The organism is Williamsia serinedens, from assembly GCF_024171725.1.
GTDB classification, from domain to species: domain Bacteria; phylum Actinomycetota; class Actinomycetes; order Mycobacteriales; family Mycobacteriaceae; genus Williamsia_A; species Williamsia_A serinedens.
In genome coordinates, this window is the sequence record NZ_JAMTCG010000001.1 from 244,795 (window position 1) to 259,785 (window position 14,991).

The 14,991-nt window shown below is 70.9% G+C and carries 18 protein-coding genes; 11 read left to right on the forward strand and 7 right to left on the reverse strand.

The window, feature by feature from the left end; genetic code table 11:
- Positions 1–14: 14 nt before the first annotated feature.
- A complete protein-coding gene (locus LX12_RS01085) occupies positions 15–551 on the reverse strand; it encodes an amino-acid N-acetyltransferase (protein WP_253652657.1) in 537 nt (178 codons plus the stop codon).
- A 147-nt stretch (positions 552–698) separates the two neighbouring features.
- On the opposite strand from LX12_RS01085, the gene pgsA reads away from it, so the two are divergent.
- The 8 genes from pgsA to LX12_RS01125 all read left to right on the forward strand — a co-directional run bounded on the left by pgsA (position 699) and on the right by LX12_RS01125 (position 6,369).
- The gene (gene pgsA, locus LX12_RS01090; RefSeq protein ID WP_253652658.1) at positions 699–1,364 is read left to right on the forward strand and encodes a CDP-diacylglycerol--glycerol-3-phosphate 3-phosphatidyltransferase; all 666 of its coding nucleotides are present in this window, start codon (positions 699–701) and stop codon (positions 1,362–1,364) included.
- A 73-nt stretch (positions 1,365–1,437) separates the two neighbouring features.
- Entirely contained in the window at positions 1,438–1,755 is a 318-nt protein-coding gene (locus LX12_RS01095; protein WP_253652659.1) for a helix-turn-helix domain-containing protein, read from the forward strand.
- Positions 1,756–1,874: 119 nt separating this feature from the next.
- Positions 1,875–2,681: a PspA/IM30 family protein gene (locus LX12_RS01100; RefSeq protein ID WP_253652660.1), complete on the forward strand. Its 807-nt coding sequence runs from the start codon at positions 1,875–1,877 to the stop codon at positions 2,679–2,681.
- A gap of 142 nt (positions 2,682–2,823) precedes the next feature.
- Positions 2,824–3,003 (forward strand): hypothetical protein, encoded by a 180-nt coding sequence (locus tag LX12_RS01105; protein ID WP_253652661.1) that lies wholly within the window; start codon positions 2,824–2,826, stop codon positions 3,001–3,003.
- A 29-nt stretch (positions 3,004–3,032) separates the two neighbouring features.
- Positions 3,033–4,217: a glycosyltransferase gene (locus LX12_RS01110; protein WP_253652662.1), complete on the forward strand. Its 1,185-nt coding sequence runs from the start codon at positions 3,033–3,035 to the stop codon at positions 4,215–4,217.
- Positions 4,218–4,236: 19 nt separating this feature from the next.
- Positions 4,237–4,431: a DUF3046 domain-containing protein gene (locus tag LX12_RS01115; protein ID WP_253652663.1), complete on the forward strand. Its 195-nt coding sequence runs from the start codon at positions 4,237–4,239 to the stop codon at positions 4,429–4,431.
- A 220-nt stretch (positions 4,432–4,651) separates the two neighbouring features.
- Positions 4,652–5,695 carry a recombinase RecA gene (gene recA, locus LX12_RS01120; protein WP_253652664.1) on the forward strand — a complete coding sequence of 348 codons (1,044 nt, stop codon included), beginning with the start codon at positions 4,652–4,654 and terminating at the stop codon, positions 5,693–5,695.
- Positions 5,696–5,718: 23 nt separating this feature from the next.
- Positions 5,719–6,369 carry a regulatory protein RecX gene (locus tag LX12_RS01125; RefSeq protein WP_253652665.1) on the forward strand — a complete coding sequence of 217 codons (651 nt, stop codon included), beginning with the start codon at positions 5,719–5,721 and terminating at the stop codon, positions 6,367–6,369.
- Positions 6,370–6,408: 39 nt separating this feature from the next.
- Here the strand turns inward: LX12_RS01125 and LX12_RS01130 are convergent, their stop codons facing one another.
- Positions 6,409–6,675: a helix-turn-helix domain-containing protein gene (locus LX12_RS01130; protein WP_253652666.1), complete on the reverse strand. Its 267-nt coding sequence runs from the start codon at positions 6,673–6,675 to the stop codon at positions 6,409–6,411.
- A gap of 101 nt (positions 6,676–6,776) precedes the next feature.
- Between LX12_RS01130 and map the strand changes: the two genes are divergently transcribed.
- Entirely contained in the window at positions 6,777–7,550 is a 774-nt protein-coding gene (gene map / locus LX12_RS01135) for a type I methionyl aminopeptidase (protein ID WP_253652667.1), read from the forward strand.
- Positions 7,551–7,554: 4 nt separating this feature from the next.
- On the opposite strand, the gene LX12_RS01140 is transcribed toward map, so the two are convergent.
- The 4 genes from LX12_RS01140 to gluA are packed head-to-tail and all read right to left on the reverse strand — an operon-like array spanning position 7,555 to position 10,863.
- Complete coding sequence (locus LX12_RS01140) at positions 7,555–8,430, reverse strand: amino acid ABC transporter permease (RefSeq protein ID WP_253652668.1); 876 nt, start codon at positions 8,428–8,430, stop codon at positions 7,555–7,557.
- Positions 8,427–9,110 carry an amino acid ABC transporter permease gene (locus tag LX12_RS01145; protein WP_253652669.1) on the reverse strand — a complete coding sequence of 228 codons (684 nt, stop codon included), beginning with the start codon at positions 9,108–9,110 and terminating at the stop codon, positions 8,427–8,429. The genes LX12_RS01140 and LX12_RS01145 overlap by 4 nt, the downstream gene beginning before the upstream one ends.
- The gene (locus tag LX12_RS01150) at positions 9,107–10,135 is read right to left on the reverse strand and encodes a glutamate ABC transporter substrate-binding protein (protein ID WP_253652670.1); all 1,029 of its coding nucleotides are present in this window, start codon (positions 10,133–10,135) and stop codon (positions 9,107–9,109) included. The genes LX12_RS01145 and LX12_RS01150 overlap by 4 nt, the downstream gene beginning before the upstream one ends.
- The gene (gluA, locus tag LX12_RS01155; protein ID WP_253653134.1) at positions 10,135–10,863 is read right to left on the reverse strand and encodes a glutamate ABC transporter ATP-binding protein GluA; all 729 of its coding nucleotides are present in this window, start codon (positions 10,861–10,863) and stop codon (positions 10,135–10,137) included. Before gluA ends, LX12_RS01150 begins: the two co-directional genes overlap by 1 nt.
- A gap of 225 nt (positions 10,864–11,088) precedes the next feature.
- On the opposite strand from gluA, the gene miaB reads away from it, so the two are divergent.
- Both miaB and LX12_RS01165 read left to right on the forward strand, forming a co-directional pair.
- Entirely contained in the window at positions 11,089–12,651 is a 1,563-nt protein-coding gene (gene miaB / locus LX12_RS01160) for a tRNA (N6-isopentenyl adenosine(37)-C2)-methylthiotransferase MiaB (RefSeq protein WP_253652671.1), read from the forward strand.
- Positions 12,648–13,325 carry an Rv2732c family membrane protein gene (locus LX12_RS01165; protein WP_253652672.1) on the forward strand — a complete coding sequence of 226 codons (678 nt, stop codon included), beginning with the start codon at positions 12,648–12,650 and terminating at the stop codon, positions 13,323–13,325. The genes miaB and LX12_RS01165 overlap by 4 nt, the downstream gene beginning before the upstream one ends.
- A 7-nt stretch (positions 13,326–13,332) precedes the next feature.
- Here LX12_RS01165 and LX12_RS01170 read toward each other — a convergent pair whose 3' ends face one another.
- Positions 13,333–14,838, reverse strand: coding sequence for a DUF349 domain-containing protein (locus tag LX12_RS01170; protein WP_372504891.1), 1,506 nt, complete (start codon positions 14,836–14,838; stop codon positions 13,333–13,335).
- Between the last annotated feature and the right edge of the window lie 153 nt (positions 14,839–14,991).

Here is a 14,991-nt window from a genome sequence, read left to right on the forward strand (position 1 = left end):
GGTGCTCGCGGCCCTCAGTCGAGGGTCGCGAGCATCCGCGTGTTCCCGAGGGTGTTCGGCTTGACGTAGCTCAGGTCGAGGAACTCCGCGACGCCCGCGTCGTAGGACCGGCACATCTCCTCGTACACCTCGGCGGTGACGGGGGTCCCGTCGATCTCGGCGAACCCGTGCCGCCCGAAGAAGTCGGTCTCGAAGGTGAGCACGAACACTCGGGTCAGCTGCAGGTCGCGCGCACACGCCATCAACTTCTCGACGATGCGGTGACCGATGCCGCGCCCGACGTAGGAGGTGTCGACGGCGACGGTGCGCACCTCACCGAGATCGGCCCACAGGACGTGCAGCGCACCGCATCCCACGACCACCCCGTCGATCTCGGCCACCCAGAACTCCTGGACCGCCTCGTAGAGGGTCACCAGGTTCTTCTCCAGCAGGATGCGACCGGCGTACATGTCGACGATCTGCTTGATCCGCGCGACATCCGAGGTGCGGGCGCGTCGGACGACGACCTCACCGGCACCCGGCGCGCGCGGACGCGGCTCGTCGTCTGCCATGCGCGACACAGTAATCGGTGACCTGCACGGTGACCGTGCCCGACCGGCCGATAGTGTCGTCGCCGTGGGTGACGCGCGACACGGGACCGTCTCGCGGTGTCGCCGTGCCCGTGCGGCGACGCGCCCGGCGGCAGCAGGACCGCGGCGATGACCGAGCGCATGCGCGACTCGCTGCGCGCCAGGCACGACGACCCGATCACGGACCCGGTCAGCGACGTCCCCGTCGTCAACCTGGCCAACGCGCTGACGGTCTTCCGCATCGCCCTCGTGCCCGTCTTCCTGGTGACGCTGTTCTGGGACGGCGGCCACGACACGCTCTGGCGGGTGATCGCGTGGGCGGTGTTCGCCGTCGCCGCGGTGACCGATCAGGTGGACGGCCGCATCGCCCGCAGCCGCGGGCTGGTCACCGACTTCGGGAAGATGGCCGACCCGATCGCCGACAAGGCGCTGATCGGTGCGGCACTCGTCGGCCTGTCGGTCCTCCACGACCTGGCCTGGTGGGTCACCGTCGTGATCATCGTCCGCGAGCTCGGCGTCACCGGACTGCGGTTCTGGGTGCTGAGGCACGCGGTCATCCCCGCCAGCCGCGGCGGCAAGCTGAAGACCCTGCTGCAGGCGGTGGCGATCGGTCTCTACATCCTGCCTCTGCCGGGGCCCGTGCACTGGGCCGCGGTGGTCGTCATGGCCGCCGCGATCGTGATGACGATCGTGACCGGGCTCGACTACGTCTGGCAGGCGCTGCGCGTCCGGTCCGCCGGGCGCCGTCGCGCCGCCGCGGGCACGCGTCCGGCGCCGTCGCCCCGCCGGGACTAGAGTCGGCCGGACCCGGGGAACGCATCGGGTCGCCCGCGCGTTCCACCCGGTGGAGGATCCAGGAGGACCGCACATGGCAGCGTTGTTACGCGAGGCACTCGGCGACAGTCTCCGTCGCGTGCGCATCGAGCAGGGTCGGACGCTGCGTCAGGTCTCCACCGACGCCCGCGTGAGTCTGGGGTACCTGTCGGAGATCGAACGTGGCCAGAAAGAGGCGTCCAGTGAGTTGCTGGCGTCGATCTGCGGCGCCCTGCGGGTGGACATCGGCGACGTCGTGAGCGACGCCGGTGCCGCGATGCGTCGGATCGTCCCCGTCGACGCCCGCATCGACCCCGACACCCGGGTCGTGATCCCGGCCCCGAGCGAGTCCGGGGCGCTCACCGCGGCCTGACCGCCGCGACCCGCCGGGGTCCGTGTGGGTCGTCATCACTCCCGCTAGATTGGTGACCACGATGCGGCGCGGGCCCGCGAGGGCCCGCCGACCGCGGCTCATCGAGGACAGGGGCATCCATGCCGAACCCATTCGTCAAGGCCTGGCGCTACATGATGGCCTACGGGAACGCCACCATCGACGAGAAGGCCGACCCGAAGATCCAGATCCAGCAGGCCATCGAGGACGCCCAGCGCCAGCACCAGGCGCTGTCGCAGCAGGCCGCGAACGTGATCGGCAACCAGCGCCAGCTCGAGATGAAGCTCAACCGGCAGCTCGAGGAGGTCGAGAAGCTCAACGCCAACACCCGTCAGGCGTTGACGCTGGCCGACCAGGCCGCAGGCGCCGGCGATCAGGCCAAGGCCGCCGAGTACACCAACGCCGCCGAGGCGTTCGCCGCCCAGCTGGTCACCGCCGAGCAGAGCGTCGAGGACCTCAAGACCCTGCACGACCAGTCGCTGCAGGCCGCCGCCCAGGCGAAGCAGGCCGTCGAGCAGAACTCGATGATGCTGCAGCAGAAGCTCGCCGAACGGACCAAGCTGCTCTCGCAGCTGGAGCAGGCCAAGATGCAGGAACAGGTGTCGAGCTCGCTGCAGCAGATGAGTGAGCTGTCCGCGCCCGGCAACACGCCCAGCCTCGAGCAGGTGCGCGACAAGATCGAGCGGCGCTACGCCACGGCGCTGGGCTCGGCGGAGCTGTCCCGCAACACCGTCGGCGGACGCATGATGGAGGTCCAGCAGGCCTCGGTGCAGATGGCCGGCCACTCACGGCTCGAGCAGATCCGCGCGAACATGAAGGGCGAGTTGCCGTCCGGATCGGGTGGCACCGCCACACCCGGCATCGAGAGCGGTCGGCCGGACCTCCAGAAGGGCCCCGAGAACGCCTGACGTGGCCGGGGCGGTACCTCCGGGGAGTCCCTGATCTTCCCCCCGCTTTCGGCGCGCACCGGTGACAGGCGGGGTCGGCTCGGGTGACGCTGAGAGCACGGGTCGACGACCGACGTCGGCCGTGGATCTCGGAGGACATGACATGTGGTGGAAGATCGCACTCGCCGTGGTGGCCGTCTGGCTTCTGTTCGGACTGGTCGTCGCGCTGGTGAAGGGCGTGGCGGCGCTCGCCGTCATCGCGCTCGTCGTGATCGGCGCGGTCAGCGTCTACCGCTGGGCGACCCGTCCCGCGCGGGACGAGGTGACGAAGACGCCGGTCTGAGCCGGCCACGAGCTCGGGAAGGGAGCGGTGTGCGGATCGCTCTCGTCGCGGGACCCGATGCCGGACATGCCATCCCAGCCATCGCTCTCGCCCGACGCCTCGCCGCGGCCGGGGACGACGCGATCGTGTTCACCGGGGAACCATGGCACCGACGCTGGCGTCCCCGGGAGGCGAGCGACGAGCGGGTGACGCTGCTGCCGTTGCCCGGGCTGGACCGCACCGGTGGCGACGACTCCGACGCGGGGGCGAGACTCTCCGTCCGCGCCGCGCAGATGACGACCGACCTCGTCGGCCCGCTGGGCGAGCAGGACGTGGACCTCGTCGTCGGCGACGTGATCACCGTGTGCGGGGGATGGGCCGCCGAGACACTCGGTCTGCCGTGGGTCGAGCTCTCGCCGCACCCTCTCTACGAACCCTCCCGTGGCCTGCCCCCGATCGGCAGCGGCCTGGCACCGGGACGGGGACCGCTCGGGCGCGTACGCGACACGATCATGCGGGCGCTCACCGCGCGGTCGCGGGCGACGGGTGAACGACAGCGGGGCGCGGCGCGCGTGTCGATCGGGCTGCCCGCCGCCGCGCCCGGACCGGCGGCGCAGCTGATCGCGACCCTCCCGGTGCTCGAGCTGCCGCGCCCGGACTGGCCCTCCCGCGCGCACGTCGTCGGGCCGCTGCTGTGGGAGCCGACCGACGAGGAGTTCGCCCCGCCGGCCGGGGACGGGCCGCTCGTCGTGGTCGCGCCGTCGACCGCGGCCACCGGCGTCACGGACCTCGTGGAGACGGCTCTCGCCGCGCTGGACCCGGAGGTCACGGGGGTCGGTGTGCGGGTGGTGATCTCGGCCCTCGACGTCGCCGTCGGTGACCTCCCGCCCTGGGCCGTCGCCGGGACCGCACGGCAGGACCGGGTGCTCGCCGGGGCGTCGGCGGTGGTGTGCGGGGGCGGCCACGGGATGCTGGCGAAGAGTCTCGCCGCGGGCGTCCCCGTCGTCGCCGTGCCCGGGGGTGGCGACCAGTGGGAGCTCGCGAACCGGGTGCAGCGTGCCGGCGTCGGTGCCTGTGTCCGGCCGCCGGACGTCGCGGCCGTCCGCGCCGCCTGCCTCGCCGTCCTCGCCGACCCCGGCGTCGCCGCCGGCGCCCGCCGGGCCGCGCTCGGCGCCCGTGACGTCGCCGACCCGGTCGCCGTGTGCCACGCCGTGGTGGGGGAGCACCGTTCGTGATGGCTAGGCTCGGGAGTCGATGCGCCTCACCGAGTTCACCGAGCTGATGTACACCGAGTTCGGATCCGTCGCCGCCGAGTCCATGCTCCGCGACCACGTCTTCGTCGAGTTCGACAACCGCACGGGTGCCCGCGCGCTCGACGACGGCGTCGACCCGAAGGCCGTCTGGCAGGCCTACTGCCGCGAGTTCGACGTCCCCCGCGACCGCTGGTGACGCCCTGCCGACACGCCCGGCGTGTCGGTACGGGCGTCGAACACGTGTTCGGGATAGTCTGACGTCGTTCGATCGCGCAGCGCCGGCGGGCATCCACAGATGTCCGCCGTCCACAGCCCCCGGCCCCGACGAGACCGTCGTTGTCGGAGGCAGGCCCTAGCGTGACGCGCATCGAGAAGCACCGGCTCGCCGACGGGCCGCACGAGACGCGAGGAGCATCATGGCAACCGCACCGCAGGACCGCGAGAAGGCCCTCGATCTGGCGCTGGCGCAGATCGACAAGAACTTCGGCAAGGGGTCGGTGATGCGCCTCGGCGAGGAGGTGCGGCAGCCGATCGAGGTCATCCCGACCGGCTCCATCGCCCTCGACGTGGCGCTCGGCATCGGCGGCCTGCCCCGCGGCCGTGTCATCGAGATCTACGGCCCGGAGTCCTCGGGCAAGACCACCGTCGCCCTGCACGTGGTGGCCAACGCGCAGGCCAACGGCGGCATCGCGGCGTTCGTCGACGCCGAGCACGCGCTCGACCCGGACTACGCGGCCAAGCTCGGTGTCGACACCGACGCGCTGCTGGTCTCCCAGCCGGACACCGGTGAGCAGGCGCTGGAGATCGCCGACATGCTCATCCGTTCCGGCGCGCTCGACATCCTCGTCATCGACTCCGTGGCCGCGCTGGTGCCGCGCGCCGAGATCGAGGGCGAGATGGGTGACAGCCACGTCGGTCTGCAGGCGCGCCTGATGAGCCAGGCGCTGCGCAAGATGACCGGTGCGATGAACAACTCGAAGACCACCGTCATCTTCATCAACCAGCTGCGCGAGAAGATCGGCGTGATGTTCGGCTCTCCGGAGACCACGACCGGTGGCAAGGCACTGAAGTTCTACGCCTCGGTCCGCCTCGACATCCGTCGCATCGAGACGTTGAAGGACGGCACCGATGCGGTCGGCAGCCGCACCCGCGTCAAGGTCGTCAAGAACAAGGTGTCGCCGCCCTTCAAGCAGGCCGAGTTCGACATCCTGTACGGCCACGGCATCAGCCGCGAGGGCTCGCTGATCGACCTCGGTGTGGCCGAGGGCTTCATACGCAAGTCCGGCTCGTGGTTCACCTACGAGGGCGATCAGCTCGGCCAGGGCAAGGAGAACGCCCGCAAGTTCCTGATCGAGAACGTCGACATCCGCGAGGAGATCGAGAAGAAGATCAAGGAGAAGCTGGGCATCGGCGCCGTCCTCGACGCGGACGACATCGCGCCCGCGCCCGTCGACTTCTGATTTCCCGGGGCCGGGGAGCCGCGGTGGATCCGCACGCCATCGACCGACTGCGGTCGGCCACCGAGGAGATCGTCGCCCGCCCCCGACCAGCCGTCGCCGGGTCGGGGCGCGAGGCGGCGAGTCGCGCACCGCATCGTGGTCCGCAGTCCGCGGCCGCATCCGAGGCGCCTGCCGGCCGGTCGTCGTCGGCATCGTCCGGCGCGTCGCCGTGGGACAGCGCGCTGCGGTTGCTCGGCGTCCGCGCGCGGTCGCACGCGGAACTGCGAACCCGTCTGCTGGACAAGGACTTCTCGCCCGCACAGGTCGAGGAGACCCTCGCCCGGCTGACCGAGATGGGTCTGATCGACGACGCCGAGTTCGCCCGGCAGTGGGTCGAGTCGCGGCACCGCAACAACGGGCGTGGTCGGATCGCATTGCGGAACGAGCTGCGCGGCAAAGGAGTCGACCCCGCCGTCGCGGAGAGTGCGCTCGCACTCGTCGGCGACGACGACGAGCGGGACCGTGCCGCGGACCTGCTCGACCGCAAGACGGCGTCGCTCTCGGCGGCCGACATCGCCGACCGCGCGGATCGGGACAAGCACACGCGACGCCTGGTGGCGATGCTCGCCCGCCGGGGATACCCGGCGAACGTGGCGTTCGATCTCGTGCGCAGCGCTCTCGACGACCTCGTCTGAATCACGGGACCGCTCCTGGGATTCGAGCGGCCGGTGCGGTCAGCCGGCGAGTCGACCCCGGGTGGCGCCCCTCCAGGCCTCGACGGCCTGGTCGACCGGCAGCCCGATCGCCTCGCAGAGCGCGACCACTGTCCCGAACCCGGGGCTTGGGATGCGACCGACCTCGATCTTGCGCAGTGTCTCCGGTGAGATCCCGGCTGCCGTGGCGACCTCGGCGGGGTCACGGTCGCCGCGGGCGGCGCGGATGAGGGTGCCGAGCCGTCGGCCCGCCTCGAGCTGCTCGGGCGTGAGGGGGATGCGCACCATGTGATCAGGGTAGACGCTCAGCGGTATTTCGATACCGCGTCTGTTATCGTCGCATCGGTATAGAAATACCGATGCGGTGGGCAGGCGGAGGAGTGGCGAACATGATCGAGCTGAAGTCGGCGGGGGAGATCGACGCCATGGCCGCCACGGGCGCGGTGGTGGCACACATGCTCACGACACTGTCGGAGCAGGCGCGCCCCGGCGTCGACGTCATGGAGATCGAGCACCACGCACGTGATCTCCTCGCCGACGCAGGCGCCGTGTCCTGTTATTGGGACTACGCCCCGTCCTTCGGCCGTGGCCCGTTCCGCAACGTCGTCTGCCTGTCGGTGAACGACGCCGTCCTGCACGGTCGCCCACGCCCCCATGTGCTCGCCGACGGGGACGTGTTGTCCCTCGACCTGGCCGTCTCCGTCGACGGCTGGGTCGCGGACTCGGCCGTCACCGTCGTCGTCGGGACCCCGCGCGAGGACGGCGATGTCGCGCTGATCGATTCCACCCGGCGGGCGCTGGACGCCGCTGTCGCGGCGGCGGTCCCGGGGAACCGCCTCGGGGACGTCTCCGCTGCGATCGGCTCGGTGGCCGACGCGCACGGCTACCGCGTCAACACCGACTTCGGCGGGCACGGTCTCGGGCGGACGATGCACGAGGACCCGCACGTGTCGAACCGCGGCCGGGCCGGGAAGGGCCTGCGACTGCGCGCCGGGATGACCCTCGCCCTCGAACCGTGGTGGTCGCGTGGCGCGCCCGACCTCGTCGTCGACGACGACGGGTGGACGTTGCGGATGGCCGACGGATCCATGGCCGCGCACAGCGAACACACCGTTGCGATCACCGACGACGGTCCCCGCGTGCTGACCGCGCCCGCCGCCTGACGTCTCAGGCGCCGGCGGTGCCGACCTGCGAGCGGGTCTCGTCCGCGGGAACAGCCGTCTCCTTGCGACGTCCGGTCCGGATGCGCCGCTCCACCGTCGTGGCCAGCTGCGACAGCCCCGTGTTGATGACGATCATGACGACCGCGACGACCACCAGCGCGGGCAGGTAGTTGCCGTAGAACGACGCCGACTGGATGCCCGAGCGGACGACCTCGATGTAGCCGATCGCATAGCCCAGCGCACTGTCCTTGAGTGCGATCACCATCTGAGAGATCAACGCTGGGAGCATCGCCGTCACCGCCTGCGGCAGCAGGATCAGTCGCATCGTCTGACCGGGACGGAGTCCGAGGGCCTGCGCGGCCTCGGACTGCCCCGACGGCAGCGACAGGATGCCGGACCGGATGATCTCGGCGATGACCGAGCCGTTGTACAGCGTCAGGCCCGTCACGACGGCCGCGAACGACAGTCGCAGCGACGGGAAGACGGCGTATTCCGCGTACAGGTAGTAGGCGAAGATCATGAGGATCAGCACGGGGATCGCGCGGAAGGTCTCGACGACCGCACCCGACACCATCCGGACCCACCGGTGTTCCGAGAGTCGACCGATGCCAAGGACGCCACCGAGCACCAGCGCGAAGACGATCGACAGCGCCGCGGCTGTCAGCGTGCCCCAGAGACCGGGGAGCAGGTAGGTCGTCCACGTGGTCGCGGTGACGAACGGCTTCCACTTCTGTGCGGTCAACTGGTCGTTGCCGGCCAGCGTCACGAGCACGAACACGATCAGGGCCACGAGCACGAGCCCGAACACCGCCGCGATGACGGCGTTGCGCCGTCGGGCCCGCGGGCCGGGGGAGTCGTAGAGGACGGTGGCGCCGCTCATCGTCGCACCGCCAGTCGTCGTGCCAGCCAGCCGAACACGTAGCCCTCCGCCAGGGTGATGATCATGAAGCCGACCGCGATGATCGCGAAGATGGCGATGATCTGGTCGGCGTGGTTCTCGATCTGCTCCTTCATGAGCAGCGACGCCTCCGCGACGCCGATCGCCGAGGCGATCGTGGTGTTCTTCGTCAGCGCGATGAGCACGCTGCCCATCGGGCCGATCACCGACCGCGCGGCCTGGGGGAGCACCACCAACCCGAAGACGCGACCGAACCCGAGTCCGAGCGACCGGGCGGCCTCGGCCTGACCCAGCGGCACGGTGTTGAACCCCGACCGCAACGTCTCGCACACGAAGGTCGACGTGTAGAGCACGAACCCGAGGACAGCTAGCCAGAAGTTGTTGTTCTCGACGAAGTTCTCGTTCTCGGGTGCGAGCGTGAGACCCAGGTTCTGGTAGAGCCCGATCGAGCAGAAGATGACGATGAGCGTCAGCGGGGTGTTGCGGACGATCGTCACGTACCCCGTGCCGAACGCGCGCATCACCGGGACCGGCGACACCCGGAACGCGGCCAGGATCGTGCCCCAGACCAGGGATCCGATCGCGGAGAAGAACGTCAGCTTCAGCGTCGTCCAGTACGCGGGCCACAGCGCGGGGCCCATGTCCGACCACAACTCGTTCATGACAGACCTGCCGGGCAGGGCGTCGACGGGGAGTCGAGGAACGACAGGTCGCCAGGCTTCGGGGTGAAGGTGAAGGGCGAATCCGGTGCCGCCGCACGCGACATCAGCTTCTCGACCTCGGTGTCACCGATCGAGGACCGTAGGGCCCGCTCCCACGGCGACGTCCCGGACCCGTCCGGGGTCAACATCTTCTGCAGCGCCGTGTTCACCGCGGCCACCGCCTGGGGGTAGTTCTTGGCCATGCCGATGCCGTAACGCTCGGTGGAGAACGGGGCACCCTCTTTGCGGAGGACCTTCTTCCCCGACGACGTCACGCACGCGTTCTTCGGATAGGTCATGTCGACGACCCGGAAATCCCCTTTGTAGATGTCGAAGTCGGCGAAGCCGGCGAGGATCACCTCGTCGGTCGTGAGTGCGTCGACCTTGCCCTGGCGGAGCGCCTCGACGCAGCCGGAGTAGGAGTCGTACTCCTGCAACTGGACTCGCGGCAACTGGGCCTTGACGTTCTGCGCCGGTGTCGACCCGGTCACCGAACAGAGCTTCTTGCCCTTGTCCAGATCGGTGAGGGTGCGGATGCCGGTGTCGTCGCGGCGGACCAGGAGACCCTGGTAGTTGACGAGATACGGCCCCGCGAACGCGACGCGCTTCGACCGTGCCGCGTTGATCGAGTAGGTGGCGGCGATCATGTCGACCTCGCCGTTCTCGATGAGGGTCTCGCGCTGGGCCGATGGCGTCTCGCGCCACGTGATCTTCGGCGTCTTCACGCCCATGTCGGCGGCGATGGAGTCGACGACGTAGCGGGAGACCAGGGTGTCGAAACCGGTGAAGTCCTTGTCGGGTTCGCGCAGACCGAGACCCGGCTGGTCGTACTTGGTGCCCAGGATGACCGACCCGTCGCGGATCGACCCGAGCAGGTCGCGGGGGTTGGTGTTGCCGCAGGCGGACACGACGCCGGCGGCGACGGCGAGGGAGAGGACGGCGAGCGCGGTCGCGCGCAGCCGGGGGCGTCGGGTGGTCGGGTGCATCAGTGGCCCAGGATCTTGCCGAGGAAGTCCTTCGCGCGGTCCGACGACGGCGCGGTGAAGAAGCTCTCGGGGTCGGTGTCCTCGACGACGGCGCCGTCGGCCATGAACACCACACGGTCCGCGGCCTTGCGGGCGAAGCCCATCTCGTGAGTCACCACCACCATGGTCATGCCCTCCTTGGCCAGGGAGACCATGACATCGAGCACCTCGTTGACCATCTCCGGGTCCAGTGCGGAGGTCGGCTCGTCGAACAGCATCACCTTCGGCTCCATCGCCAACGACCGGGCGATCGCGACGCGCTGCTGCTGGCCGCCGGAGAGCTGGGCGGGGTACTTGTCCTTCTGTTCGGCGATGCCGACCCGCGCGAGGAGCTGCTCGGCGTTCGCGCGGGCCTCCGCCTTGTCCTTCTTGCGCACCTTGATCGGGGCGAGGGTCACGTTCTCGAGGATCGTCTTGTGGGCGAACAGGTTGAACGACTGGAACACCATGCCGACGTCGGTGCGCAGCCGCGCGAGTTCCTTGCCCTCCGACGGGAGCACCGTCCCGTCCACGCGGATCTCGCCGGCGTCGATCGGCTCGAGCCGGTTGATGGTGCGACACAGGGTCGACTTGCCCGACCCGGACGGTCCCAGGACCACGACCACCTGACCGCGGGGGATCTCGAGATCGATGTGGTCGAGGACGTGCAGGTCACCGAAGTACTTGTCGACACCCCGCAGGGAGATCATCGGGGGCGCCTGCCCGGTGTCCGGTGTCGCCGGGCCGGTCTGCGAAACGGTCATGGGGTGCAACCTCGCTGTTCGACGGTGCTGCCCACCGGCGGGGTGTGCCGAGAGCAAAGAGGACTTTACTGTTGCGGCGGCCGCTCCGTCGGGGTTCGTCGCCCCGGGGAGGCGTCGGCCACACCGGCGCGACTGGGGTCCCAGGCCCGGGCGGACGTACCCTGGTGGTCGATGAACGCCCCGGTCACCCACCCCGCGAGCCCCCTGTCGGACGCCCCCCGCCGCTATCAGGTGAAGACGTACGGCTGCCAGATGAACGTCCACGATTCCGAACGCATCAGCGGCGTGTTGGAGGACGCGGGATACGAGCGTGCGACGAGCGACGACGAGGCCGACCTGGTCGTCTTCAACACGTGCGCGGTGCGGGAGAACGCCGACAACAAGCTCTACGGGAACCTGTCGCACCTGGCGCCGGTGAAGGCGGGTCGGCCGGGGATGCAGATCGCCGTCGGCGGCTGCCTGGCCCAGAAGGACCGGTCGACGGTCGTCGACCGCGCCCCGTGGGTCGACGTCGTGTTCGGCACCCACAACCTGGGGTCGCTGCCGGCCCTGCTCGACCGGGCCCGCCACAACGAGACCGCGCAGGTCGAGATCGAGGAGTCGCTGAGCGCCTTCCCGTCGACGTTGCCCGCGCGCCGTGAGTCGGCCTACGCCGGCTGGGTGTCGATCTCGGTCGGGTGCAACAACACCTGCACGTTCTGCATCGTGCCGTCCCTGCGCGGCAAGGAGGTCGACCGTCGACCCGGCGACGTGCTCGCCGAGGTGGAGGCGCTCGTCGAGCAGGGCGTGCTCGAGGTGACGCTGTTGGGGCAGAACGTCAACGCGTACGGGATGTCCTTCGCCGACCCCGACACGCCGCGCGACCGGTCGGCGTTCGCGGAGCTGCTGCGCACGATCGGGTCCGTCGACGGTCTCGAGCGGCTGCGCTTCACCTCACCGCACCCCGCCGAGTTCCGCTCCGACGTCATCGCGGCGATGGCGGAGACCCCGTCGGTGTGTCCGCAGCTGCACATGCCGCTGCAGTCCGGCTCCGACCGGATCCTGCGGGCGATGCGTCGCAGCTACCGCCGGGACCGTTTCCTGCGCATCCTCGACGAGGTGCGCGAGTCCATGCCGCACGCGGCGATCACCACCGACATCATCGTCGGGTTCCCCGGGGAGACCGAGGAGGACTTCGCCGCCACGCTCGACCTCGTCGAGCGCGCTCGGTTCAGTTCGGCGTTCACGTTCCAGTACTCGAAGCGGCCTGGGACACCCGCCGCCGACCTGCCCGATCAGGTCCCCGCCGACGTCATCCGCGAGCGCTACCTGCGGCTCACGGCGCTGCAGGACGACATCTGCCTGCAGGAGAACCGCCGTCTGGTGGGCACGGAGGTCGAGCTGCTGGTGATGGCCGAGAGCGGGCGCAAGGGCGCCGTCACCGGTCGACGGACCGGGCGTGCCCGCGACGGCCGGCTCGTCCACTTCCTCGCCCCGGACGCGGGCCCGGACGGGGCGATCCGCGCCGGCGATCTCGTGGAGACCGTCGTCACCGAGGCCGCACCCCACCACCTCGTCGCCGACGGCGGCCTGCGCGCGCACCGTCGGACCCGTGCGGGGGACGCGTGGGAGGCGGGGCGCACACCGTCGACGCCGCCGATCGGCGTCGGCCTGGGGATGCCGGGTGTCGGCGCCCCTGCTCTGACGGCGACCGCGAGCCCCGCGGCGTCGTGTTCGGAAGGATGTTCGGCATGAGCGACAGTCAGCACGGCACCGGCTCGGGTGCACCCGCGGGTCTCGAACAGCTCGAGGGGGACCTGCGCAAGGCCGAGCGCAAGATCGCCGGCGAGATCGAACCGGGCGCCCGCGCGGTCGTCGTGGCGGGTGCGGTGCTCGTGGCCATCGTCGCGATGGTGCTCCCGCACACCGGCGCCGCCAACGGCATCGACGTGCTGACGTTCTCCGGCGCCGCGCGCGACGAACGCGTGACCATCACCTCGCGGGTGTTCGTCTACCTGCTGGTGGTGTTCGGCATCGGCTTCTCGATGCTGGCGCTGGTGACCCGTCGGTGGACGGTCGCGTTCGTGGCCCTCTGCGGCAGCGCCGTCGGGTGCGTCGCCGGGATGCTCGCCTGGTGGTCGCGGAACACCCCCGGCGTCAACGGCGTGACCCCGCCGCACGGCGTCGGCCCGGGACTGGTCCTGGGGTGGTTCGCGCTGATCGTCATCGTCTTCCACTGGTCACGCGTCGTGTGGGCGCGCACGTCGTACCACCTGGCGCTGGAGGCGCAGCGACGCGACGAGGCCCGCGAGGCCGAGGACCGGGCACGGTCGCTGCAGAGGTCGGTGGACGGCCGGAACGCGTCCGGCGGGGGCTCGGCGGCCGGCGATGCCGAGGGCACCGACGGCGGCGCGGGGTCGAAGGCCTGATCCGGCCCTAGCGGCCGCCGACGGCGTTGTCCGCGGCGGCGGCCCACTCACGCCACTGCTGTGCCTGGGCACGCAGGTCCGCGGCGTCCTTGTCCTTCCCGCGCGCGGCGGCCTTCTCCGCCTGCTCCTCGAGCTGGGCGACGCGGGACCGGAACTGCTCGGCGCGGGCTGCGACCTCGGGATCGGTGCGGTGCCAGTGGGTCTCCTCGGCGTCGCGGACCCGCTTCTCGATGGCCCGGATGCCGCGTTCCAGTGACTGCATCCGCTCACGGGGCACCTTGCCGATCGCGTCCCACCGTTCGCGGATGTCGCGAAAGGCGCGGCGAGCCGCGTCGAGGTCGGCCGACGGGTCCACGGACTTCTCCGCCTCGTCGAGCAGTGCCTGCTTGGCGTCGGCGTTCGCCGCGAACTCCTCGTCCCGTTCGGACTGCGCGGCGTTGCGCGCCGCGAAGAACACGTCCTGGGCGGCCTTGAAGCGTTCCCACAGGGCGTCGTCGGAGTCGCGCGGCGCGCGACCGGCGGCCTTCCAGTCGGCCAGCAGCTCGCGGAAACGGCCGGCCGTGACGCCCCAGTCCGTCGACGACGACAACGACTCCGCCTCGACGATGATCTCCTCCTTGCGCGCGCGGGCACCCGCACGCTCCCGGTCGAGTTCGGCGAAGTGGGCGCCGCGGCGACGGTTGAAGGCGTCGCGCGCCTTGGCGTAGCGCCGCCACAGCACGTCGTCGGTCTTGCGGTCGACGCCCTTGATCGTCTTCCACTCGTCGAGGATCGCGCGCAGCCGGTCACCGGCGTGCTTCCACTGGGTGCTCTCGGCGCCGATCGTCTCCGCCTCGGCGCAGAGTTCCTCCTTGCGGGCGACGGCGGCCGCCCGCGCGGCGTCGCGAGCCCGCGTGCGCTCGACGGCGACGCCGTCGGCCCCGTCGATCACCGCGGTCAGGCGTGCCCGCAGCGCGGGGACGTCCCCGATCACCGCGGCGTCGGCGAGGGTGTCGCGCACCGCGATCGCCGACGCCTTCGTCTTGCGCGGGTCGCCGGTGCCGGCGGACAGGCGCTCCTCCAGCAGCTCGATCTCGGTGGCCAGGTCGTCGTAGCGGCGGCCGTAGTGGGCGAGGCCCTCCGCGGGTGTCCCGGCCTGCCAGGAGCCGATGACCCGCGGGGTGCCGTCCTCGATGAGCCAGACCGTGCCATCGTCGTCGACGCGGCCGAACAGCGACGGGTCCGACGCGGGCCGCGCACGGGGCGTCTCGACGGGAACGGCGGCGGGTCGGGGGACCGGCGTCGGGCGCGGTCCCGGTCGGGGACCGGGGCGTGGACCGGGCTTGGGAGGTGCCGGCGGCATCGCGGACGGGCTGGGTGCGGAGGTGCTCTGTGCGGAGGTGCTCTGTGCGGGAGGTGCGGCGACGGCGGTGTCCGCTGCCGGTGCGGCGGACGCCTCCGGCGGCGGGGGTGCGCTCGCGTCGTCGACGGTGCCGGTCTCCTCGGGGGCCGCCCGGCCCGCGTCCTCGCTCATCGTGATCCTTCGTCCTCGCCGCGCGTCACGGCTGCCGTCCTCGTGCCGCGCGCCGCGCGGCGAGCCCACGCCGGGGGCGCGGTGCAGACCATTCAAACAGGTGCCGTCCGTTTTCGTGCGCACTCGTCGCAGCGCACCGGTCGCCTGACCGAC